The sequence below is a fragment of the Algicola sagamiensis DSM 14643 genome (genome assembly GCF_000374485.1).
Lineage (GTDB): Bacteria > Pseudomonadota > Gammaproteobacteria > Enterobacterales > Alteromonadaceae > Algicola > Algicola sagamiensis.
The window spans coordinates 96342-119584 of record NZ_KB894503.1 but is presented as its reverse complement, the minus strand read 5'-3'; the positions used below and the strand labels follow the sequence as shown (position 1 = coordinate 119584).

Annotated in this window: 16 protein-coding genes; 3 read left to right on the top strand and 13 right to left on the bottom strand. The window is 44.4% G+C overall.

The genetic code is table 11. From position 1 onward, the window contains the following. Position 1: 1 nt before the first annotated feature. From C505_RS0116835 to C505_RS0116795, 9 genes are all read right to left on the bottom strand, one after another. Positions 2 to 535 carry a DUF3540 domain-containing protein gene (locus C505_RS0116835; RefSeq protein WP_018693804.1) on the bottom strand — a complete coding sequence of 178 codons (534 nt, stop codon included), beginning with the start codon at positions 533 to 535 and terminating at the stop codon, positions 2 to 4. Further along, positions 532 to 1599 carry a pentapeptide repeat-containing protein gene (locus C505_RS0116830; RefSeq protein WP_018693803.1) on the bottom strand — a complete coding sequence of 356 codons (1068 nt, stop codon included), beginning with the start codon at positions 1597 to 1599 and terminating at the stop codon, positions 532 to 534. The genes C505_RS0116835 and C505_RS0116830 overlap by 4 nt, the downstream gene beginning before the upstream one ends. Next, a complete protein-coding gene (locus tag C505_RS0116825; RefSeq protein WP_018693802.1) occupies positions 1596 to 4160 on the bottom strand; it encodes a DUF2169 family type VI secretion system accessory protein in 2565 nt (854 codons plus the stop codon). The genes C505_RS0116830 and C505_RS0116825 overlap by 4 nt, the downstream gene beginning before the upstream one ends. A gap of 2 nt (positions 4161 to 4162) precedes the next feature. After that, a complete protein-coding gene (locus C505_RS0116820) occupies positions 4163 to 7327 on the bottom strand; it encodes a contractile injection system protein, VgrG/Pvc8 family (RefSeq protein WP_018693801.1) in 3165 nt (1054 codons plus the stop codon). Between the two features lie 131 nt (positions 7328 to 7458). Beyond that, complete coding sequence (locus C505_RS22765) at positions 7459 to 8742, bottom strand: sensor histidine kinase (RefSeq protein ID WP_018693800.1); 1284 nt, start codon at positions 8740 to 8742, stop codon at positions 7459 to 7461. A 90-nt stretch (positions 8743 to 8832) separates the two neighbouring features. Further along, positions 8833 to 10224 carry a sigma-54-dependent transcriptional regulator gene (locus tag C505_RS0116810; protein WP_018693799.1) on the bottom strand — a complete coding sequence of 464 codons (1392 nt, stop codon included), beginning with the start codon at positions 10222 to 10224 and terminating at the stop codon, positions 8833 to 8835. A 19-nt stretch (positions 10225 to 10243) separates the two neighbouring features. Continuing rightward, positions 10244 to 11491, bottom strand: coding sequence for an efflux RND transporter periplasmic adaptor subunit (locus C505_RS22760; protein ID WP_018693798.1), 1248 nt, complete (start codon positions 11489 to 11491; stop codon positions 10244 to 10246). Between the two features lie 235 nt (positions 11492 to 11726). Beyond that, positions 11727 to 12884, bottom strand: coding sequence for an iron-containing alcohol dehydrogenase (locus C505_RS0116800; protein WP_018693797.1), 1158 nt, complete (start codon positions 12882 to 12884; stop codon positions 11727 to 11729). Between the two features lie 10 nt (positions 12885 to 12894). After that, on the bottom strand, positions 12895 to 13584 hold the full coding sequence (locus C505_RS0116795) for a type 1 glutamine amidotransferase domain-containing protein (RefSeq protein ID WP_018693796.1): 690 nt from the start codon (positions 13582 to 13584) through the stop codon (positions 12895 to 12897). A gap of 103 nt (positions 13585 to 13687) precedes the next feature. Here C505_RS0116795 and C505_RS0116790 point away from each other — a divergent pair, with 103 nt between their 5' ends. Continuing rightward, positions 13688 to 14596 (top strand): LysR family transcriptional regulator, encoded by a 909-nt coding sequence (locus C505_RS0116790; protein ID WP_018693795.1) that lies wholly within the window; start codon positions 13688 to 13690, stop codon positions 14594 to 14596. 115 nt (positions 14597 to 14711) lie between these two features. Here C505_RS0116790 and C505_RS0116785 read toward each other — a convergent pair whose 3' ends face one another. The 4 genes from C505_RS0116785 to C505_RS0116770 all read right to left on the bottom strand — a co-directional run bounded on the left by C505_RS0116785 (position 14712) and on the right by C505_RS0116770 (position 20956). Further along, entirely contained in the window at positions 14712 to 15773 is a 1062-nt protein-coding gene (locus C505_RS0116785; RefSeq protein ID WP_169337060.1) for an FtsX-like permease family protein, read from the bottom strand. Between the two features lie 280 nt (positions 15774 to 16053). After that, positions 16054 to 16428 carry an FtsX-like permease family protein gene (locus tag C505_RS0116780; RefSeq protein ID WP_018693793.1) on the bottom strand — a complete coding sequence of 125 codons (375 nt, stop codon included), beginning with the start codon at positions 16426 to 16428 and terminating at the stop codon, positions 16054 to 16056. Between the two features lie 212 nt (positions 16429 to 16640). After that, entirely contained in the window at positions 16641 to 19484 is a 2844-nt protein-coding gene (locus tag C505_RS22755) for a glycosyl hydrolase family 18 protein (protein ID WP_018693792.1), read from the bottom strand. Continuing rightward, positions 19484 to 20956 (bottom strand): glycoside hydrolase family 19 protein, encoded by a 1473-nt coding sequence (locus C505_RS0116770; RefSeq protein WP_018693791.1) that lies wholly within the window; start codon positions 20954 to 20956, stop codon positions 19484 to 19486. Before C505_RS0116770 ends, C505_RS22755 begins: the two co-directional genes overlap by 1 nt. Positions 20957 to 21216: 260 nt before the next feature. Between C505_RS0116770 and C505_RS0116765 the strand changes: the two genes are divergently transcribed. Both C505_RS0116765 and C505_RS0116760 read left to right on the top strand, forming a co-directional pair. Further along, positions 21217 to 22308 carry a PfkB family carbohydrate kinase gene (locus C505_RS0116765; RefSeq protein WP_018693790.1) on the top strand — a complete coding sequence of 364 codons (1092 nt, stop codon included), beginning with the start codon at positions 21217 to 21219 and terminating at the stop codon, positions 22306 to 22308. After that, positions 22302 to 23222 (top strand): pseudouridine-5'-phosphate glycosidase, encoded by a 921-nt coding sequence (locus C505_RS0116760; RefSeq protein WP_018693789.1) that lies wholly within the window; start codon positions 22302 to 22304, stop codon positions 23220 to 23222. The genes C505_RS0116765 and C505_RS0116760 overlap by 7 nt, the downstream gene beginning before the upstream one ends. Positions 23223 to 23243: the final 21 nt, after the last annotated feature.

The window sequence follows — 23243 nt, the reverse complement described above, 5'->3', positions numbered from 1 at the left end:
GTTACCCCATGTTGATGCGTTTTCCGTCAATCCGAACATCTTCTTCTGCTGTGATCACCTGCTGGCGACCCGTCACCCGAATCAACCCTTTCGCTGAAGCGATCCACTCTCCCATTTGCTGAATAAAGTGCTCAGCCTGATTCACTAAAGTTGCTGCAACAGAGATCACGCCATGTTTTCCAACAAGTGAAAATCGATTGAGCGACACAAGATCTAATTCGTCCCGTGCAGCGATCTGTACCTGTGGTGCACTGATCCGTATCGGCTGATTGGACTGAATAGAAACCGCATCACGATTCGCATATTGCAAAATTTGGATCACAAAACATGACTGTCCTGTATTTAAACAAGCCACCCAATCTCCAATGTGGAGCTGGATCATCAGCCCATCCGCGATTTGACAAGTGATCCGGCCATCAACCAAACACGTTTTCGCTTCATGATTAACGGATGTGATCGTCCCTGTAACATAGAGCGCACTCGACGAGAACGATTGGCATTGGGCTAGCTGGTCATCGGATAAGCATTGATTCATATCGCAACTCCTCGTTGAGTTAATTGTTGTTCTACGGCAACTTGTTCTGGATCCGTTTGGATCACACTTCCCTTTTTCAATGGTGGCCACTGAGTATCTTCATCTTGCAACGCGTGAATATTGGTTTGGTTGAAGTCGGCATTCTTTAAGTCGCAGTGCTTCATCGTCACATGACTCAAGTTCGCATAATCCAACAGCGCACTGTTCAATGAGACGTCTTCCAGAGCCGCCTTTTTCCACCAGGATTTCATCAAAGATGCATGCTCGAAAGTACTCTTTTGTATACTTGCTTCTTGAAAGTTCGCGTGATCCATCATCGCCCCATCAAAGTGACTGTCCTGAATCGTCGCTTCTATGAATAAAACTCGTGCCATGTTTGCTTCACGAAATTCCACCCCTTGAATCGAGCACTGGGAGAAGTTACTGCCTTCCAATTGTGCTTGCCGAAAGTTGGTCCCATGAAAACGACTCTTTTGGCACGTGCAGCAGCTCAATGTGCTTTGTGAAAAGTCATGACCACTTAGATCACACTCCAATAATAACACTTGCTGAAACTGACAATTGTCGAGGGCACATTGGGAGAGATCTGCTTTTAACCAAGTCACGTTATAAAAAGAACACTGAGAGAAATCGCCTTCATTGAAGGTCAATTGATTGAGTGCGGTGGTATCCCAACTACAGTCTTGAAACGTTGTTCGATCACAGTCGCAATCACTCCAGGCGCAGGACTTGAAGTGAACAGAGGAAAAAGCACTGCCAGTCAAATCACATTCACTGATCGTGGCGCCTTCACATTGACCTGTCCAGACGCTATTCATGACCTGACTCTGGAGTAAATTACTTTGTTGCCACCCCACATCCTGAAACTCGGCTTCACGAAAATCGCAATTCACAAAAACGACCCGCGTAAAGTTGCTCTGACTCAGGCAAATTTTTTGAAACTTACATTGAATAAACGTTAGTCCTTCCAGATTCACCTTTTCCCACTGCTGACCAGTAAAATCCGCAGACATAATCGGTCGGCCCGACTTTGCCATTTCTTCTAACTCTGCAAGCGTCGTCATGACTTCGCTCCTTTTTGATCCATCGACTGTTTTGGTACTGGCGTATGAACCAAGCCTTCCGTCAAACAATCTTCAAACTCACCGTGATCAATATCCACGGACTGGAATCGACAATGTTGCCAATCGACACGTTGCGCTTGTACTTTCCTGAGATTGGTTTCATACAAGAGACTATGTTGCCAGTTCAAAAATCCGAGTTTGGCCCCCATCATCAGGCAGCGTTGGAATGTCGACTTCTGTAGCGCAGCATCCGACCAGTTGACATGGGTAAAGTCACATTCAACAAATATGGCTTCAATCGCATCACATCCTTGAAGTTGAAGGTCCCGAAACCCACAAGTTCGCCATTTTGATTGACTAAGGTCGGCACTTTGCCAACTCCCTTTCGGACCCAGTTGAACCAAGTGGCAATTTGCGTTGTGCCAAATACTTTGCTCAAGGTTCGCACTCAACAACAAACAACGATGAACCGACGCATTTTGCCAGTGGCTATGCATTAAATTTGCTTCAAATAACACGCAAGCATCTAGATTGGCTGATTGTAGATCTGCATATTGCATCTGACACTGCACAAACTGACTGTCCTGAATTGACGCCCGGCGAACATTCGCTTGGCTCAGCTTTGCTTTCGTTGCATTGACACAAGACAGCTTTGCCTCTGAAAAGTCAGGCGCGATGAGATGTGCTTGGATCAACTGGCTTTGTTTCCACTGAGTGTGTTGGAAGTTCACATGGCCCCCAGTCACTGCCCCAAAGTTTGCTTGATCGAAATGGGCAGCGGAAAAGTCAGCTAAATCAATTGTTGCACCCGTCAATACACTTCCTCTCATTTGGCACCGTTTAAACTGACAGTTTTTCAGATTCGCCCCTTCAAACATCGTGTGACTTAAGTCTTGCCCACTAAAATCAAGTCCATGTAAATCCCCTCCCGCGAGATCTCGGCCAGAAAGTGACTGTCCTGTTTCAAGTAATTCAATCACCCATTGACGGATTTGTTGTTGCTGTTGCAGGGGTAATGGTAATATGGCGAGCGTACACTCAGGTGCAATTTGACGTGCTCTGCGTTGTGACTGACTCAAAATACCTTGCGTAATTTCAAGTGAATGCCCATCTGACGTATTTTCAGCGCCAGTTAAATCGACCATGATTGGCTGAAACACACGCCGCTTCAATCTTTCAAAAGACTCCGGCTCTTGTGGCAACGCCTGAATTTTCTCTGCTTCTGATAATTTCTCCTGTTGCACTTGTCTTGCTTCTTCCACAAGTTGGTTCGCTTTGTCCATGACAGGCTTCAAATCATAATCAAAGGCATTGAGTAGTTCCGTTGGGATTGCCGCCAAATCATCCAACTCTGGATCTTCCTCCGCTTTCATCACCAGCTCAGGATAATCTGCCTGAAGTTTCTCCATCATTTGTGATTTACGCTGCACAAACTCTAATTTAGCCTTTTGAATGAGCTGATCACGACGACAAACTTGCTCTGGTGTTTTTTCTGGAAGTAAAGGCGCTTCATTCAGCAAACTATTTACAGCGGAAGTACGATCGGTTCGCTCACGCAATTGTGCCTCATAATGTTCTCTCGGCCTTGGTAAATCATCTGCACCTTCACAGGCAAGTAGCAACTGCTTGATATCTAATCCGTCAACATCCTGCACTGGGATCACGGCGCGATGGATCGCAACACCCATCATATATTCAGGAAAGAACCAAACGGTATCAATATGTGTTTTTGCTTCTCGGTAAAAAAGCTGATCATCGACTTCCTGTTGGATCACCATACGAATACGAACATTGGGGAGTTCCCCTTGGATCACCTGATGTTTGGGATGAAATCCTTCTAATGTATAAGGCGAATTTGGAAGAAAGTAACTTGCACACCACTGATCATCGGGGCTGCACATAAATAATCTTGGATCCGTATCAAGCGGGAATCCAGGGTGAACAGACTTCAACCAATGTTCATCATAAGTCCCTTGGTATTGCGCTCTTTGTGGCCAGAGGATCTCTAAAGGCCCAAAACCAGCCGCTCGTTTTGGTAACTTTTTGGGGTTTAAACTGTCTTCTGGATAATAAAAATTGGGGAGTGACCACTGATTTTCTCCCAGCATCGGCGACTTTTTACTGCCCACACCAATCGGATTAGCGGCAAAATCGGGACCACCATATGCTTTTACGTAACTGATCGGGAGCTGGGCAAAGGGGATTGGCTCAGACACCTTCGGCCACCACCCTCGCTGCCAGATTCGATCACCAATGGCAATCACTGACTTTTGAATATCACCAAAATGTAATTGTGCAGTACATCGCTCAACGGGTTCACCTTCTTTTGCACAGATCGCACCTGCAACGAGCGCTTCGCCATAAGGTTTTGCAAACCCCATGTCCAACACTTGCGTGGTCCCCAAAGCTTTGATGATATAAGGCCACTGTACATTTTCCATCAGCAGATGCCTTGGCTGTTCCAAAGAGAAGAAACACAGTGCACCAATTGCCATTTGCTGCTCTCCTAATCCATACGTTTTATGGATCAGCCCTAAACAACGCGGTTTAATCAATTGCATACTCACATGTTTATCTCCATGACCAGCATGTTAATATTCGGTCCCGACTCAATGGTGATCTCAATCGTTGGTCGGGAAGGTTTGATCTTGGTTGGTACAGTATTCATATCAATATCAATCGTGGCGCTCGTTTCGTCCTTGATGTTGATCCCCGCACTAAATTTACTTTCCATATTCAACGCCAAACTTGTTGAACTGCTGATATTGGCCCCAATATTGACCGCAGAACTCATGCTGGCACCAATAGAAACTGCACTGGAATTGCTCGCCGATAGCTTGACACTGTCCTCATTCGTGGCGCCAATAAACGTCGATGTTGAATTCTTTGCACCGATATAAGTTTCTGTATTATTCGACACGCCAATCGTGGTCGAGACGTTATTACTCGCGCTGATATTCGTTGTTACAGCGCTGGATGCACCGATATTTGTAGTCACACTGTTTGATGCAGAAATGTTCGTTGCAACTGCATTGCTAGCACTGATATTGGTGCTCACACTGCTTTTGGCACCAATATTCGTTTCAACCGTATCACTGGCGGAAATATTCGTATTCACGCTGCTACTCGCGCCAATATTGGTATTAATGCTACTGCTGAGCGACAATTGGGTGCTCACATTGTTTTTTATCCCCAAAAACGTATCAACTTGATTGGTCATCCCAATGTTTGTCGATAGGCTACTCGTTGCTGCCAGTGTCGTAGAAATATCTGTTTTTGATCCAAGGAATGTATTAATGCTTGAGGTATTTCCAATTTGTGTATTTGTCGCGAGGCTGTTACCAATGTTGACGCTGTTATTTAAACTGTCACCGAGTTGAATCGATGTATTTTGACTGTCCCCAATGTGCTTTGAGTAACTTTCTGCTTTTCCGATATGCGTCGAATTGTTATCCGCGTTGCCTGTATGCTTTGATTTGCTTTCTGTATTTCCTAGTGTTGCACTGTTGGAATACACAGTCGCAGAGGTCCCACCAAAACTCGGTGGTGTTGTGCCACTGCCACTTAAAGATATTGAACGACCTTTCACATGATTTTGATTGTATGTATCTCCTTCATTTAATGCATCGGCAATATCAATGATGTTCTGATCAGGAACTTTCCCATTGATAAAGTTGGGAGATGTAAGGTCTACACTGCCATCGTAGTCGCCGACCACACTCACACTGACGCTTTTTCCAACTTGAGAGTAATTCTGAGATGTGCCCGTATCGCTATAGCCGTAACTGACCTTCGCATGATTCTCATTGAAACTACTGCCAGCAGAGACACCTGCCGAGATCACACCGTCGGCATCTTGATCACTGACAGAAACACTGAACGAACCTCCACGAGAAAAACTTGAATTATCATATTGATTGCCAAGCATATCTGGGTTGTCGTAGGCGCTTTCTACGATCGTCTTCGCTTGGTCAAAATTCACTGGAGAGTGATAACCATAACGGATGCTGATCCCATCCCCATAACTTGTCGAATAACTACTGCCCCAACTTGTATTTGCCGTCCAAGATTCATTTCGGCGATCAGCGGGCATGATCGTCTTAGAACCATGGGAGGCAAGGACATTGATCTCGGGAAGCTCACTGTCATTATTTGCGCGAGAAACAACAACCATTGCGTTGACATCTGGGGCAGTTTGGGTCGTTTGCCCCAAGCGAACCCAGACCATGTCCTGAGGATCATTTGCAGTCGCAAATGTCACCAAACAGCCGACTTCCTGCTCTTGATTTCCCTCAAACTTGGTAAATGATTTTTCATTCTGAAAGTTGGATTTTTCACGATAGCGCCAACCTCTCGGCACAGCAGTTTCACGAACGATTGCAAGGACACTTCCTTGCTGGGTATTCTCCATAGAAAATGGTGTTAAAAATGTGGCTGTCTCACCACCAGAGTCTGGATTAACTTCTGTTGCCTGAACCGTCCCGGTGTAAGGTGCCGTATCGCTCGCTTTATGCTGAATACTGGTGACGACAAACGTTCGGTCACTAAAAGACTGGCGCATCAATCGTTCAACATTCACCGACGACGCTTCTGGTTGCGTGAGTAAAAACGTATACCCAGGGCTAAGAAGTGGTGTCGTCACCGTTCCGCTCAGTGTCCCCTGGTCCGTTGCAATGCCTTGTTTTGCTTTTGTGAGTTGTCCGATCGCTTCATTTTGGCTGGTACCGTATGCATAACGGTGATGAAGAAGATATTCTGGCGACTCTGAATCCATCACGCCATAGCTATCAAAGCCCGCAACAGTATTATCCTCCCACTGTGCTTGCTCCCGAGTGAGGATAGCATCAACCGTACTTTGGACCAGTTTGACTTCATAATTGAGATCTTGGAATAAATCATTCTGCAAAGCACCAGTTTTCGGCTGACTTGTGTAGCTGTATCTTAAGGGTAATGGTGTGACAGATGTATTTGGGATCATGACTTGCGTCATTGTGGTTGTTTGGTTCGAGAAAACCAGTGTCAGTTGCTCTTCTTCATGTATGAAATAAAAATGAATGGCTGCCCGGCCCATGACACGTTGCAAAAAAGCAAAGTCACTTTCGCCCGCTTGCAACCAGTCCTGATATCGCGTCAATGTCGGACTGTCGTCAAATTTTAACGACAGCTTCAGTTTTCCAGATTGAGTTTCTGGTTGAAGCACCTCGCTGATCAGCGTTGGAATAGTACAATTTGCATAAATATGGTAACGATTACGCAGTGTGAGGAAGTGAAGTGGTGATCCAATCGTCATTTGATAAACACCAGGCGCAGCCATGGACATGCTGGTCACCACGCCATGAAAAAAACGTGACGGTGTCGTATTTTCCCAATCCGGTGAATTATCCAATGGTGATTGTGTAAATCGGTCTTCCACCCAAGGCTGACTGATGCGGACACTGGACCATAATCCCATCGCATCAACTGTATCAAAAGCAATAAGCTGCTCAACCTGACTTGCTTCTAAGCTTTCCAAGTCATTCGCACGGAGTTCAAGATGAAACTGATAGGGTTGAGAGATCCCCTCTTGTCCTTGAAAACTGGAAAGACGCAAGAAGTCATCAATCATGGCATTCAGACCAGGTAAGCCATCGACCACCAATGCTAAAGGTCGGGTTTGCCTTCTTTCCTTCGTAATTTGAACATATGTCAGTTCACTGCCATCACCTGCCATGCTCGCTTTCTTTTCCATCACTTGTCGTGGATAAGTGAAAGCTTTCAAGCATTTTCAGTGCCAACGTGTCTTCCTTGAGTATTGGCTGAATTTGAGAAGAACTGGGTCAAAAGTGACCCACAATGAGAGAGTCACAACCCACCCTTAGCCTATGACGGCCGAGGTAATGTCACCTTCACTTTCACACCACACATATCTCCTCGGTTTTCCAGCTGAATTTCCCCACCATGCTGTTGAACAATGTTCTGGCAGAATGACAAACCAATCCCCTGACCATTCGATTTTGTTGTATAAAATGGAACAAATACATCACGAGGGCTGAGCAAGCCATCCCCTTGATCAAGTATGGTCAACTGCTGTTCATTTCCTTTACGTTTGATTTTAATTTCAATCATTTTTCCTTTGGAACCGGCTTCAATCGCATTTTTGAGCAAGTTAATCATGAGTTGTTCCAATAATGACGGATCTCCCCAAATCGACATTCCTTCCTGATAAGACCAAACCAAAGGTTGCTCAGAAAACAAGGTTTCCAAATGTGCTTGCATTTTAGACACATCAAGCCAAATGGGCTGGATCTCAAGTGGTTTCGTCAATTCTACATGCCGATTCACAAATGCCTGCAATGAATGACTGCGATCAATGATCACTTGAAGGGCTTGCCGAGTTCTTTGGTCGTCCGGATCTGCAAACTCAACGAGGGACTGACCCAGTGATTGAATTGGGGTCAAGGAATTTCGGATCTCATGACTGAGCACACGGATCATTTGACGCCATGCATCTTGCTGTGTTTTTTGAATTTCTTTCTCGATATTATTGAGTATCAGTAATTGATAAGTCGCTTCACCATCTTTGAACTGACTGGAGCGTAATTGCCATTTATCCGCAAGCACAGGTTTAAGCAGCTGCCATTGGTGGCGATCATTCAAGCCAAACCCAAGCTGTTTTGCATGCTCATGGCGATGATGCAGCCACGGTTGACCAAGCCACTGGGAAAAAGCAGCATTGGCATGAGAAAGCTGAAGATTGTGATCAAGTACAAACATCGGTGTATCAAGCTGTTCAATCAGCTGATAGATCAAAAAGACGTGTTGATCGTAACGGGCTTTCCTTGATGAAAGCTCTTCGCTCAACAGCTGTAAATGAAGGGCCATCTCTTGAAAAACGCCTTGAGAAAAAGGAGATTTTACCCTGAGTGCATAGTCTTCAACCCGAATCGACTCCAAATGATTCACAACATGCACCAATGGCGATATAAGCCGCTCATACAGCGCATAGTTTCCCCAAGCCGTAACAAATACCAAACAGCTCATCATGGTCACTTGAAGGAGTGGGCTTGCGTCAGTGACAAGTAGCACCCCCCAAACCAAGCCAAAAACAAGGATACTCACCGAAATCAAAAATACTTTGATGAGCCGTTCGATTGAATGAAACATAGTGCTTTGCATGAATGTTTTTTGAGTAAATACGCTTTGAGTTAAAACTCTATGTGTTAAAAGTGTTTACGTGTTAAAAGTGTTTATGCGTTAAAAGTGCTTTGGGTTAATGTCGTGTTTTTCTAATCGACGATACATCGCACTTTTGCTGAGTCCTAGAATTTGCGCAGCTTCCTGTACTTGCCCTTTTGTCACATCCATTGCATGAAGGATCATCTGTTTTTCCGCATCATCTAACGGGATCAGCGGCAAAGTATCGCTTGTTGGTGAAGTAAAATCTTGTGCTGTATTCAGTTGCAGATCTTGCACATCAACATGTTGTGTATCACAAAGCAAAACAGCACGTTCAATCACGTGGCTCAATTCGCGTACATTCCCAGGCCAGGAATAACGCTTGAGTGCTTCCACCGCATTATCCGTTATCTTTAAACCAACGCGACCATAGCGCTGGGCATGTTTTTCAAGGATTTGTTTTGCTAAAATCGGTATATCCGCCAAGCGTTCTCTCAGCGGTGGAACCTGGATTTCAATTGTATTCAAGCGATAAAACAAATCCTGGCGAAATGCTCCAGAAGAAATACAACTGAAAAATTCAGCATTCGATGCACTGATGAGTCGAATATTCGCATGTTGTGTTTTACTCGCCCCTACGGATTCAAACTCACCTGTTTCCAACACTCTTAATAATTTACTCTGTTGTGATAACGGTACAGTTGCGATTTCATCTAAGAAAAGCGTCCCATTTTCAGCCAGCTGGAAGCGCCCCTCTCGTGACTCTTTCGCATCCGTGAATGCCCCTTTGACATGACCAAACATTTCACTTTCAAATAAACTCTCAGGAATGGCCCCCATATTCACGGAAACAAAACGTTGGTCTTTTCGGGCAGAATGCTGGTGAACATATTGTGCGAGCACACTTTTTCCTGTGCCATTCTCTCCAGTAAGTAAAATCGTTGCATCGGTCTTCGCAACACGTTCCAGTTGTGTCAGCACTTTCTTCATCGCTGGTGACTCAGCAACAAACGACACCGTTGATTGACTCATCGATTGGTTATGTTCTGTTGCCCGTTTGAGTTGTGTTTCTAGTGAGCATACACGTAGCTGCTGTTTGATGACCTGAAGCAGTCGTTGGTTATCCCAGGGTTTTTCAACAAAGTCCTTCGCCCCCAATTGCATTGCACGAACAGCCAGATCAACACTCGACCATGCAGTCATCACAACGATTGGAACATGGATCCCAAGCTTTTGAGCTTGCTTTAGAAAATACAGACCTTCTTCACCCGAAGTCGTATCCAGCGTGTAGTTCATATCCAATAACACAAGAGAGATATCCTGTGTCTGTATACATTCAAGCCCTGTGCTTGGTGAGTCAGCCTCTTGGACCTGGAATCCATGATTCGATAGAAAGAAATGCGCACTGAGGCGCACATCAGCTTGATCATCAATGATTAAAATGGTTTGATTTGATTGCGAATCGCTCACACTTCACCCTTCAATACGTCTAATCCAAGATTTGTATCTGTTGTTCTTGCCAGGACCGTGTTTCTGACAGAATAAAACGATCGCCTTGCTTCGCTCCAGAGATAACCTGGATCTGTTGACCGGAATCGGCCCCAAGTTGAACCTTCACTTGAGTTGCCAGATTCGAATCGGCGTCAACACGAAATAATTCACTGGTTGTATGCTCTCTGGCTTGTACTGGTCGTTCAATATAAAGTGTATTTTCAATCTGTCCAGTATAAATTGTTGCATCCACTTTCATTTCTGGACGTGTATATTTTGGCAGTTCAGCCGATAAATGAACCTCCACTTTCACCGAATTATCCTGGATCACTGGATCAAGACGAAAGACCTCACCTTGTATCAAACCTCTGCGTGTGTCAAACTCAACCTTTTGTCCGATTTGCACTCTCTCCGAGCGGATCTGTGGGATATCAATCATCGCGATGAGTGCATGGGTACTGCCGATTTGAGCAAGTTGCTGCCCTGCTTCCACACTTTGGCCTAAGTTGATAGGTAGTTGCTGTAACACACCGGATATACCCGCTTTGACGGTGAGGGCAGTTTGCTTTTCCTTGAGTAAAGATATTTGTGACTCAACCTGAGCAATTTTTTCAGACTGAATATTCTGCTTTTCTTCATGGACAAGCGAAAGTTGTGACAGCTTTTCATGCTCAATGTTGAGCCTTTCGGTCAGTTGTTTGAACTTCAATCGCGTTTCTTGATGATCGATCTCAGACACAATCCCTTTCGATAATAATTGCTTTTCTGCCTCCAACCTCAGCTGCACCGCCTCTTTTTCTGAACATAAAATAGCAAGGTTAGCCTTTTCCGATAGGCTCTCTCGCTTTTGATCAACAATCAGCTGGCGCAGCTCAGCATGACTTTGGGACAACTTGATCTTCAGTTCATTCATTTGAGATTGCAGATCTGGCTGACTCAACCGAGCGATGACACTTTCTGGCCCAACAACAGCCCCTGGTTTGAGTAAGATCTCCTCAACCGTTGCTTTAACTGAAGTGGTCAGCATCCGCTGATATTTTGACTTAAACACACCATGTCCTTCAACGCGCAATGGGAGATCACCTTGCTTCACTTCACCTATCCAGAGCTGCTCCTTCGGCACACGTATAATATTTGCGGGTTGCAACAACACCCTAGTCATCAAGAGTAAAAACCCAATGACAGCAGCGCCAAAATAAATCTTTCGTTTTGATGATTTTATTGTTGTATCTTTTTGAACATCCATCTAATTCACTACTCACCTCAAATGACAATGAAGGTATGCAGAGCAATGAAGATGCCAGAAATTTAATTTATATATTTCAGTAAGATAGGATTTTTCTAAAATGAGGGAAGAATAATGGGTTTCAAATCTGGTAAAAAAATTGTCAAAAGCGAGAAATTCCAAGACACAAAAAACCCCAGCAATCCATACCGGGGTTTTATCTTCGATTATCCTGCATTTTGTCTGGCTGTGCGGTTTACAATGCTTCTTGCAGAATATTACGGCACACAGCTAAGTCGAACTCACCTTTTTCACCAAGCGCTGTCATGCCATGAGACTCTAGCTTTTGCAGCATTGGGTCAATCGCTTGTTCACCCAACCCAACATCAGATAAGCGTACAGGGACACGCATATTTTGGAAAAACAGCTCTGTTTTCTGGATCGCATGGTTTATACGTGTATCTTCATCCCCTTCCTGGATATCCCAGACGCGGGCCGCATATTGCAGTAGCTTTTCACGTTTGGCCTCACGGCAAACCTTCATCACCGCCGGAAGAACGATGGATAAAGTTCTGGCATGATCAATCCCATGAGCAGCGGTCAGTTCATGTCCGATCAAGTGAGTTGTCCAGTCTTGTGGGACACCGACACCAATCAAACCACTGAGAGCTTGGGTTGCGGACCACATGATATTCGAACGTACTACCAAGTCATCTTTTGATACTGGATCGAGAACTTTTGGTCCTTCTTCAATCAATGTCTGCATCAGCCCTTCTGCAAACCTGTCTTGAACCTTCGCGTTAACTGGGTATGTTAAATATTGTTCGATGACATGAATAAACGCATCAACGACGCCATTACTGATTTGTCGCTCAGACAATGACAAAGTCACTTTTGGATCGAGTACGGCAAACTGTGGTCTGACATGAGCACTCGCAAAGGATAATTTGCTTTCTCCACGTGTCACGACAGAGACAACATTAGATTCAGTGCCTGTCGCAGGGAGTGTCAAAACCGCCCCAATCGGCAATGCCGCGTGAACAATTGCATTGTTCTTCACGATATCCCAAGGATCTTCATCCTCATAGCACGCAGCAGCAGCAATAAATTTCGTCCCATCCACAACTGATCCACCCCCAACAGCTAATAAGTAGTCAATCTGGTGATCGCGGATGAGCGATTGTGCTTTCATTAATGTGTCATAGGTTGGGTTTGGCTCAACACCAGAAAATTCATAGACAGTGTGCGTTTTTAGTGCATCTTTGACTTGATCATAAACACCATTGTGATGAATTGACCCACCGCCGTAGATCATGAGTACTTTGGCCGTTTTTGGGATTTCTTTTTCTAGGGCCTGAATTTGTCCTTCACCAAAATGGATGCGCGTTGTATTTTCGTAGGTGAAATTTAGCATGATAAATTCCTTATGCTTCAATGTGTTCTAATAATTTTTTTGCGACAAGTTCAGAGCTTGCTGGATTCTGTCCTGAAATCAATAAACCATCTTGTACTGCAAATGCTTGCCAGTCTGCAACTTTTTGATAGTCTGCACCACGAGCTTTCAGCTCATCCTCTAGCAGAAATGGAACAATATCGACGAGCTGAACCGCCTCTTCTTCCTGATTGCTAAAGCCTGTCACTGTTTTCCCTTTCACAATAGGTTGTCCTAAATCATCCGTCACATGCAACAATGCAGCAGTCGCGTGACAAACCACGCTCACAGGCTTGTTTTGCTTTAAAAACTGCTTTATCAGTTGAATAGAGTCCGTATTGTCAACAAGATCCCAAAGCGGACCATGCCCCCCTGGATAAAAGATTGCATCAAAGTCGTCTGCTTTAACTTCAGAGAGTGGCATCGTATTGGACAGCCTCGCCTGCGCTTCAGTATCTGTGCTCAAGCGGATCGTTGCCTCTGTTTGAAAATCTGCAAGCTCGCTTTTGGGATCTATCGGAGGCTGGCCGCCTTTTGGTGATGCGAGAACAACGGAGATGCCCGCATCACTCAGGGCATAATAAGGTGCTGCAAATTCTTCAACCCAAAAACCGGTTTTCTCCCCCGTATTTCCGAGCTGGGCATGGGATGTCAGTACAAATAAAACGTGCTTCGCTTTCATCTTCTTTCACCTTTTGGAGAACTGCGACACAGTCTAAGCCTCTTCACAATTTCGAACAATGCTGATAAATTCAACCTTATATGTTTAATAATTGATACAATGAATGGATATTTCCTTCGAGCAACTCAAAAGTATGGTGGTTTTCGCCCAGGTTGTTGAGCATGGCAGTTTTTCTGGTGCAGCAAAGCAGATTGGGCTGACACGGGCTGTTGTGAGTTATCACATCAAAAAGCTGGAAGCACAACTGGGTATAAAGTTACTCAACCGCTCCACACGCAGTCTTGCATTAACAGATGCAGGAAAAGACTATTATGAACGCTGCCGTATTATCGCTGAGCAAGCCCAAGCCGCCCAAAATCAAATCGAAAACTATCGTAATGAGCCGATTGGTACACTCAAAATTACATGCCCAGTCAATGTTGGTTTAACGATGGTGGTGCCAGCTCTGAGTGAGTTTCGGCATCGATATCCCAAAATCGAGTTGGATGTTATTCTCACCGATGATGTCGTCAATATTCTTCAAGAAGGCATTGATCTGGCTATTCGAGGCGCACCTTTAGCGGACTCAAATTTACAAGCAACAAAGCTCTGTACACTCAATACATGTTTATGCGGTGCGCCTTCATACTTTCTCAAACATAGCCGACCAACCTCTCCCACTGAGTTGGAGCAACATGATTGGGTGATTTACCAGCTAGCTTCCAATGTGATCGATCTCAAAAAAGGAAATCGAAACTTTAGTATTAAAGTCAAAGGTGCCATTCGGGCCAATAATGCGACAGCAAGAACCGCATTTGTTGAATCCGGACACGGATTAGGTCGTATTCCATATTATGATGCTTGGCCGAAGATCCAGGCAGGCACACTGGAGCAAGTTTTAACGGATTACACATTCAAAGACATCCATGTGTACGGTGTTTTCCCACCTGGCACAGCCAGCTCAAGAAAGCTTCGGTTACTTATCGACTTTTTGAAGGACTATTTTGAAAAGGAATTGAATAAAATCTTTTGATCACGAAAGGCATATCAAAAATATCTTTCTGATAAGTCCCATGATCCAACCTTAGAATAAAGAAACTATGAGCACAGTATATGCACTCATCTTCATGATAAAAATACGTATTTTCTCAGTTCTGCTTTAACGCTTTCACTGGATCATCAGCAAGTACTTTTCGAGTTGGCAGGTAGCAGGCAAGCAGTCCAAAACCAGCCATCGCCAATGTTGCCATCAGGATAGTGACAAGCTCCAGTTCAATCGTGAAGAATTGCAGACTTATTCCATAAATGAATGCACTCAGTCCAAGTCCGATAATGCCTCCAACACACATCGGCTTCAAGCATTCCCTCAGTAACATGCTGATAATCGTTGTTGATTGTGCACCTAAGGAAATTCGAACCCCAAGCTCGTAACGTCGCTGACGTGTGTTGTAGCTGATCAACCCATAGATCCCTATCATCGATAGACCTATCGCAATCACTAATATCGAGAATGTAAATACAGCCTGAACTTTGTCGGCATAAAGTAGCTTGTGTTTATTCTCCAATTGAGGTTTCAATGAAATCAGTCGAAAATTCGGATCGATATTTTGAATTAATTCCCGTAAATGGAATTTTTCCAGAATTTTTCCAGTCTGCAGACGGATCATTAACCTGAATTGACGTCCAGTATAATAGGTATAGATCCGAACTTTTTCCTTGAGAGTTCCATCTTTCGGAATTTGAATATCTTTCACTACGCCAACAATTTTCAGATCGCCGACCCAATTATGAGTATGCTGGCCAAGAACAGACTGGCCCTGTCCAAGTAATAATGCTGCCGACTCATTTACCACTGCGACATGTGCTTTATCTTTTACTTCCTGTCTTGTCATCGAGCGGCCTTTTACAATTGGTAAACCAATCACATCAAAGTAATTCTCCGCCACTCGATTAAATCGAAAACTCCCAGCAAACTTCCCATGGATATCAGAGAAATTTGAGGATGTGCGACCTGTTGTTAGCGGGTCACGATCAGACATGGCCGTCTCTATAATATGAAATTGACCAATCAACTGATCAGCAAACAATTGAAAAGCCAATGACTTTTCTTTTCTCGTTGCATCAGAGCGATCATAGGCAAAGGTTGCGAAATAAAGATCCTTCTCCTGAATACCTGTTTTCCTTTGGATATTATCGAGTGCACTCTTCAATAAAACGCTTGCAATACAGATGATTATGCATGCAAATAATGATTGGCAGATGAGAATAGCTCTCTGAGCACGAGTGTTGCCCTGTTGTGATCCCCCTTTACCACTTACCGTGATCTGTTGAACAATATGTTTACAGTCTAGTTTTCTGAAAATGGTCAAGGTTAATAATATGGAGAGTGAAAACAAAATCATGGTACTAAAAACAATGCTGGATATGTCCAGTTCCAACTCATCAAGCCTGCGCATATTTGTCAGTGGCTTCAAAACTTCCCGCAGCCCCTCAACCAACCCCCCAGGCAGCAAAAATCAAACTTGATCCCGTTGCACACAACATCATAAAAAATACTTCAGAAAAAATCAGCACGAGCAAATGTCGTGTATTCGCCCCAAGCGCATGATGGATCAAAAAAATTCGTTGCTGAGCATAATATTTGGCGACAAACAAACTCATGATATTGAGAGAAGCAATCAAAAACAGAATCAATGCCCCCGCAAATAAAAGTAAGCTGGATTTGGAATGCTCATTGAGAATGATATCTCGAAATGGGAGCACTGTCGCACTGATCGTTGAATGGACATCGTCACCTTTTGTTGCCTCATGATATGGCTCTTGAAGCATATTGGTTAATCCTGACTGACAGGCGAATTTTGACATGCATCTTTCATAATGGAAAGTGAGGCTTCTCGAAACGCCGATACAAAGACCACCAGACACAGGCAGAATTCACACCAAAGGAATATATTGAATAATATCAAGTATTTATGTCGATATTTATTGAAGATCCAGGATCATTATTTTCAGAATCGAAAATATTGATGTTGATCTTGGGAAAGCCTCACCCGATTGGGTGAGGCAGTTGTTGAGGATTATTGTTGGATTTGTGACTGCATCGCAGCGGATTGAGGCAACTTTCGCATTTCTGCCTTCAAACCATATGATTTTCCATTCATATGCACCGTCCAGTTAGATGGCTCAGGCATAGGCAAATAGTAATTCAATGTCACAGAAATACTTTGGCCCACTGGAATGGACTGCCAGTTTGGTAGTTTGAGAGACACACGGTGGAGATTATTTTCCAGGCCACCAATGTTGTTCCCTGCGCTATTCGAACCATTCTTGATCACTTTTAAGGTGAAGCCACTTTGATTGCTGATGTTGTCAGGGATCGCCGTTGGCACATCAAATTGAAATTCTGTACCACCAGGGATCACCATTCCACTATAATTCGTCAGGTGTAACTTCGGGTTAATTGGGTAATTCTGATCACCCAGCTTAAAGCCATCGATGTTGAAACGAATATCCAGGTCTTCATCCGGCATGGGTTGCTCAGCTCTTAAGTGCTGATAAGGCGATGCAGACTTGAAGGCGCTGTAAATTTGATTTGTGAGGGTGTAACCCATAAAGTATTCATTTTGATCAACCCGCCAATCATAATCGCCCGCAAGCTCCCAGAACATGATACCTCCGAGTCCTTGGTCTATAACATACTGGATCTTGGTTTGCATACTTTCCTTATCTTCGATTGAAAGAAAAACGCGTTTGCTTTCGTTCCATAACCAAGGTGCAACCGCAACCTCATCATAAAATCGCGTATATGTACCTGTGATGCGGTCATCTGGATCATTTACCGGATCCAAACCATACCGTTCTACGTAACTTCCCATTTTTCCTGATTTGAGGTTTTGAATATGCCAAAGCGGGTTCGAGCCTGAAGCCATTTCTTGGTTGTTGTCATCAAGGTCGTGCCAAAGGTTATCAATCCCGATAGCACCATGACCACATTTATTGGTATCACTACCACCCGTTCCTGGTAAACACTTGCTTTGATCAGGTAATGCCGCAGTTCCCCACAGGCCATTTTCACCGCCTTGTACATCCCGCCAGCCGCGCGAATAATAAGGAACTCCAATATTAATCCGCCCAGCTTGCACTGCACCTCTGAAATAATGCACTGCCCAATCGGTATTCAAATATCCGATGCGACCATATTGAGATGTGTTGTAGTAGTTCCAGGCAATTAACTCACTATCTTTGCCCGTATCATATAGTGCAGCATTGTGACCTACGAACTGATTCCATGCGCCATGCAGGTCATAGGTCATAATATTGATATAATCGAGGTACTTAATTGCGGAAAAGACTTCCATACCACGTAATAAATACCCCGAAGACGGCGAGGCAATCGTTAATAGATAATGCTTCCCGTCTTCCTGACCAGCCTTATCGAGCGCTTCTCTGAGGGACTTCATCAATACATTGTATGAACGCATCAAACCACCACGGATCGGATTCGCAATATCAAAGTCGTTCGGGTTACCCGCATCCTTCATACTGGTTGGATATTCATAGTCAATATCTACACCATCAAAACCATATTGACGTATAAACGCAACCGAAGATTCAACAAATGTCCGTATCCCCTGCTCGTTCACTGATTTATCTGGGTTTGTCGTCATCGTATAAAAGCCACCAGATTCAGCCCAACCCCCGACAGAGATCAAGGTTTTCACACCTGGGTGCTTTTTCTTAAACTGATTCAAAAGATTAAAATGACCTTTGAATGAATATGTGGGATCCATCGCAGCATCAGGAATATCTGGCCAAGTCATGCCTGTTGCTGGATTATTTGGATCATTCGGATCACCGATCGAGACTTTATTGTTTGCATCAACGTGGGCAAACGCATAATTGATATGCGTCAGGCTATCCCATGGGATCTGGTTCACCAAATAGTGAGGCATGCCATTTTTCCCATGACGCCAGGAAGTAAAGTAGCCAATGACACGACGCGGATGATCAGTGCCCATTTTCTCGCGTCCATTTTCATCATAGACAGTACAATATGGCGACTGTGCATCTTGTGAATAATACAGCCCGTCTGGTCGACAATGCGCATGATCTGTTGGCTTATCTCCAACTGTGAAGGTCACAGAGGGAGACTCTGCTGTTCTTCCTTCTTCATCCTCAACTTCAATGTGCATACGGTGCTGACCTGCTGTCGCATCCCAAGGCCATTCATAAGGTGGCTGGTAAAGAGTGCCAATTTGCGTACCATTCATATAAAAACGAACTTCGGCAATATCTTGGTTCGGGTCTGTAGCATCAGCTGCCAAAATCATGAGTCCAACATCGTATCGAACGCCTTCTTTTGGTGATGTGATCGCAATATGTGGCGGTTGATTACCACCATCAGTCACATGAACGCGCACCGTTTTTGATTTCGCTTCTGTACCTTGATTATCGATTGCTTTTGCTGAGAATTGATAGCCATCCCCAAGCTCTGCCTGCCAACTCATCGCGTAGGGTTCGTCTTTATCGATATGGATTTCCTGGCCATTTAAATAAAAGTGAACCGATTGAACTTGACCATCCGAGTCAGATGCATCAGCCGTGATCATGACCGTTTCACCAACAGAATAGATACTGCCATTTTGGGGGGATGTTAGCTTGATCTGCGGTGGTTGATTTCCAGGTTGCCCAGAACAAGCTCCTAACTTTTTCCAGACTTCCCAAGGACCGGAGTAATCCGCTGGCTTTTGCCCTTGAGTCCACCAACGAGCCTCGTAGGCGATTTCTACACTTTTGACTTGATTCCCTTTCAGGTAAGCCTGCGCAGCTTTCCACTCCGATAAACTGTCGCAATTCGTATCAGCAAAAGTATGGAAAGCACACAGAATTGATAAGGGAGACAATATTAAAAATTTATTCATCAGAAACTCCTTGGGGAAACAGGATGTTGCTCAACAACTTCAACATCAAAGTATTTTTCTACGCAGGATTGATAGTTACCGGGATTGAGGGCAAGAAAAGCGGTTTGATAACCAACGAGCTTACAGGCAAAACTCTTTCCTTCCGGCATATCGGGATAGTAGGACCAATCTTGATCCCAATAGATATTCAAAGCCCCCGCACCAGATGTATCAAAGCGCTTTTGATCGGCACAACCCAGAGACTCTCCTGAGATATCTACACCCAGATTTTTTGCATGGGCTTTGTAATAAGCAATTCGATTTGTTGACTGAGGGCTTTCGCTGCCACTCCCACACTCAATCCCGCCATTAATGATATTGGTTGTTGCACCAAAGCCGGGCAGGATCCCATTAGCTTGATCATGGTCGTTGGGCTGCCAAGTGCCATCAATCACATGCTGCATGCTTGGCTTGGGAGATTGTGGGTAAACAAAAAAGAAAACTGCCGAAGCAAGATTTAGCCATGTATCCGCCACTAATGTTGGCTGCTCTAACAGGACCCGAACATCACCAAACATCGCTTGAGAAAATGGACCATAGTTGTAGTTATAGCTGAGCTGCTTTGCACCACGTCCAAAGTATTGAAGATATCGGCCCTCAGCATTAGTGCCACATGGCCATGTCTTCCCCTGCCAAGTACCCGGGTCACACTCGGCGTTGTAACCACACCCATAGCCCCCCTCTTCACACCCCATTTCTCTGACATGAACCAGCCCTTGACGCCACTCATCAATCTCTGAATTCGGATCATGTCCACCTGTTTCTTGGGTAAAGTGTGCAAACATGGTTGCGAGAGACTGGCGGCAAATCACTTCAGCATTACGCCCATCCTCAAAGGAAGCACAAAATCCTTCAAATTTGGCAACCGCTTGTAAAAAACGTCGGTAGGTATAAGCGGGATGGCGCATAGGGAAAATTTCATTCCAATCCGCTTGGGATAAAATATGTTCCACACGCTTCACATTCTCAGGGTTACTTGATCGATTCGGCATCACTTGCTCAACGACCTGATTTGAGCGTGTTTCAATCGATGCTTTGACCTGTTGAAAAAGCGGAAAACTCGTTTTTTCCTGCTCGGCAAGCATGATTTCATCTCGCAATATCGTGTATCCTCCACCCTCTTTAGGCTGCGGACCTTTTTTGGGTGGTTGAGTATCATCCGACTTGCATCGTGTATCACACGGGTAAAGAAAATCCCACGGCGAGCTTTGCTTTTGTGGTTGTGGTACATCGCCTTGTGTCCACCATTTCGCACGGTAAACATCCTGTTGATAATGAATTTCATCCTGAGCAAGGTAAGTTTTATGGCTGTCCCATTTGAGCAAAGCGCTTGTTTTTGGTAATTCCTCCCTTTCCGGCAAGGCAAAAGCTGTTGCATGAAATAAGAGCCCGATGCCGGAAAGCACCAAACTCCCCCCTGTTGTTCTGGACATGTGATCTCTCCAAAGTACGTTTCGGTTGATGAAAGGATGAGCTGACGAGTCTCTTTTTCACCTATTGATTGTTCTTATATGAATGGTTTATATAAATGAATCACAAAATTTACATTTGATTCACATGAAATAATGATTGATCAATGACAGCGTTGTCAAGAATGAGTTTTACGAAAAAATGACTTGTAAAATGTTGGGTGCACACAATACAATACAAACACTTGTTAGCTTAACCAAACTTTTGTTTATATCGATCACATATGACAGAAAGAGAACGCCAGATCCTGGCATTAATCCAAAAAAACCCACTCATTTCACAGCAAGAGCTTGCGGATATGCTCGGTATTTCTCGCTCTGCTGCGGCTGGACATGTCATGAATTTAACGAATAAAGGACATATTCGAGGCAAAGGTTACATTCTCAATGAAACGCCCTATATCGTTGTGATTGGTGGTGCAAATATTGATATTCAGGGCATTGCTGAATCTTCGTGGTATTCCGGTGATTCCAATCCAGGTGAAATCCGCACATCATTGGGTGGCGTCGGTAGAAACATCGCAGAAAATCTGGCTCGACTCTCCATCGATACCCGGCTCATCAGCGCCGTTGGAAATGATGAGTATGGCAACATGCTGCTCAAAGAAACTCAAGCAACAGGGGTGGATATTAGCGCTTGTCTTGTTTCCCAAAATCATCGCACCTCCACTTACCTGTCAGTCATGAACCAAACGGGTGAGCTGGAATCTGCCATCTCAGATATGCGCGTGTTGAAATCGCTAACCCCTGACCGGGTTTCATCAAACGAAAGCCTGATCAGAAATGCGGCATTACTCATCGTCGATACAAATCTAGAAAGCAACCTTATTGATTATATTTTTAACTACTTTGCTGATCGGCCAATCCTGTTTGATACGGTTTCTGTCGTAAAATCTAGAAAAATAGCAAAGTATCTAGGCAAAATTCATACGTTGAAGCCAAACAGAGCAGAAGCAGAGGCGCTTTCAGGGATCACGATTGATTCTGAAGAGAATGCCATTCTTGCGGCTGAATGGTTTATTGCAAAAGGCGTCAATCAACTCTTCCTCAGCTTAGGTGCTGATGGGTTGCTCTATGCAGATGAACTCAAGCACGGGATTCTTCGTCCACCAAAAACAGATGTCGTCTCTGTGGCAGGTGCCGGCGATGCGCTGATGGCTGGTGTCGCCTATGGCATGATCCAGAATCACCCAGTCGATAAAACGGCAATGTATGCCATGGCAGCTTCGATTGCCACGATCAAACATACCAACACAAACAACCCAAATTTAACCTCGACAACATTAGAAAATTCAATTCAGGAGCTTTTATGCTAGCGCAATATCTTGATATTCACCCAGAAGTTCAACAAGCCCTTCAGTCTGGTCAGGCAGTTGTTGCGTTGGAGTCAACGATTATTTCTCACGGTATGCCCTATCCACAAAATGTCGAAACCGCGAAAAAGGTTGAACAAACGGTTCGTGACAATGGTGCAATCCCTGCAACAATTGCGATGATTCAAGGCCGATTAAAAGTTGGATTAACTGCTGAAGAACTTGAATATTTTGGTAAAACAGGGCAATCGATCACCAAAGTCAGTCGACGAGATATTCCATTTATTGTCGCGAAAAAGGCAGATGGTGCGACAACTGTTGCTTCAACCATGATCATTGCGGCAATGGCAGATATCAAAGTCTTTGCAACAGGAGGGATTGGCGGTGTGCATCGCGGGGCACAGGAAACTTTTGATATTTCTGCTGATTTAGAAGAACTTGCAGCCACCAATGTTGCTGTTGTTTGTGCTGGTGCGAAGTCAATTCTGGATATCGGTTTAACACTTGAATTTCTAGAAACAAATGGTGTGCCAGTCATTGGCTATCAAACAGAGACACTTCCTGCATTCTATACTCGTGAGAGCGATTTTGGTGTGGATTATCGTCTCGATACCCCTGAGGCTATCGCAGAAGCATTGGCCATTAAATGGTCACTTCACTTGAAAGGTGGTGCTGTCATCGCAAACCCTATCCCGTCAGAATACGCGATGGATAAGGCAAGCATTGATAGCGCAATCCAAAATGCGATTTCAGAAATGGACAAAGCCGGCGTGAAAGGCAAAGCATCGACACCATTCCTGCTTGCAAAAGTCGCAGAACTTACGGGTGGAAACAGTTTGGACGCAAATATCCAACTTGTTCTCAATAATGCAAAACTGGCATCACGAATAGCAGTCAGTTTGTCAGCTGACGCTTAGTCAGCCTTCATTCCGAGTTGA

What these genes read in the sequence shown, in the direction of transcription:
- C505_RS0116835 (WP_018693804.1), bottom strand. Translation starts at nt 535, where the DNA reads ATGAATCAATGCTTATCCGATGACCAGCTAGCCCAATGCCAATCGTTC.
- C505_RS0116830 (WP_018693803.1), bottom strand. Translation starts at nt 1,599, where the DNA reads ATGACGACGCTTGCAGAGTTAGAAGAAATGGCAAAGTCGGGCCGACCG.
- C505_RS0116825 (WP_018693802.1), bottom strand. Translation starts at nt 4,160, where the DNA reads ATGCAATTGATTAAACCGCGTTGTTTAGGGCTGATCCATAAAACGTAT.
- C505_RS0116820 (WP_018693801.1), bottom strand. Translation starts at nt 7,327, where the DNA reads ATGGAAAAGAAAGCGAGCATGGCAGGTGATGGCAGTGAACTGACATAT.
- C505_RS22765 (WP_018693800.1), bottom strand. Translation starts at nt 8,742, where the DNA reads ATGTTTCATTCAATCGAACGGCTCATCAAAGTATTTTTGATTTCGGTG.
- C505_RS22760 (WP_018693798.1), bottom strand. Translation starts at nt 11,491, where the DNA reads ATGGATGTTCAAAAAGATACAACAATAAAATCATCAAAACGAAAGATT.
- C505_RS0116800 (WP_018693797.1), bottom strand. Translation starts at nt 12,884, where the DNA reads ATGCTAAATTTCACCTACGAAAATACAACGCGCATCCATTTTGGTGAA.
- C505_RS0116795 (WP_018693796.1), bottom strand. Translation starts at nt 13,584, where the DNA reads ATGAAAGCGAAGCACGTTTTATTTGTACTGACATCCCATGCCCAGCTC.
- C505_RS0116790 (WP_018693795.1), top strand. Translation starts at nt 13,688, where the DNA reads ATGGATATTTCCTTCGAGCAACTCAAAAGTATGGTGGTTTTCGCCCAG.
- C505_RS0116780 (WP_018693793.1), bottom strand. Translation starts at nt 16,428, where the DNA reads ATGTCAAAATTCGCCTGTCAGTCAGGATTAACCAATATGCTTCAAGAG.
- C505_RS22755 (WP_018693792.1), bottom strand. Translation starts at nt 19,484, where the DNA reads ATGAATAAATTTTTAATATTGTCTCCCTTATCAATTCTGTGTGCTTTC.
- C505_RS0116770 (WP_018693791.1), bottom strand. Translation starts at nt 20,956, where the DNA reads ATGTCCAGAACAACAGGGGGGAGTTTGGTGCTTTCCGGCATCGGGCTC.
- C505_RS0116765 (WP_018693790.1), top strand. Translation starts at nt 21,217, where the DNA reads ATGACAGAAAGAGAACGCCAGATCCTGGCATTAATCCAAAAAAACCCA.
- C505_RS0116760 (WP_018693789.1), top strand. Translation starts at nt 22,302, where the DNA reads ATGCTAGCGCAATATCTTGATATTCACCCAGAAGTTCAACAAGCCCTT.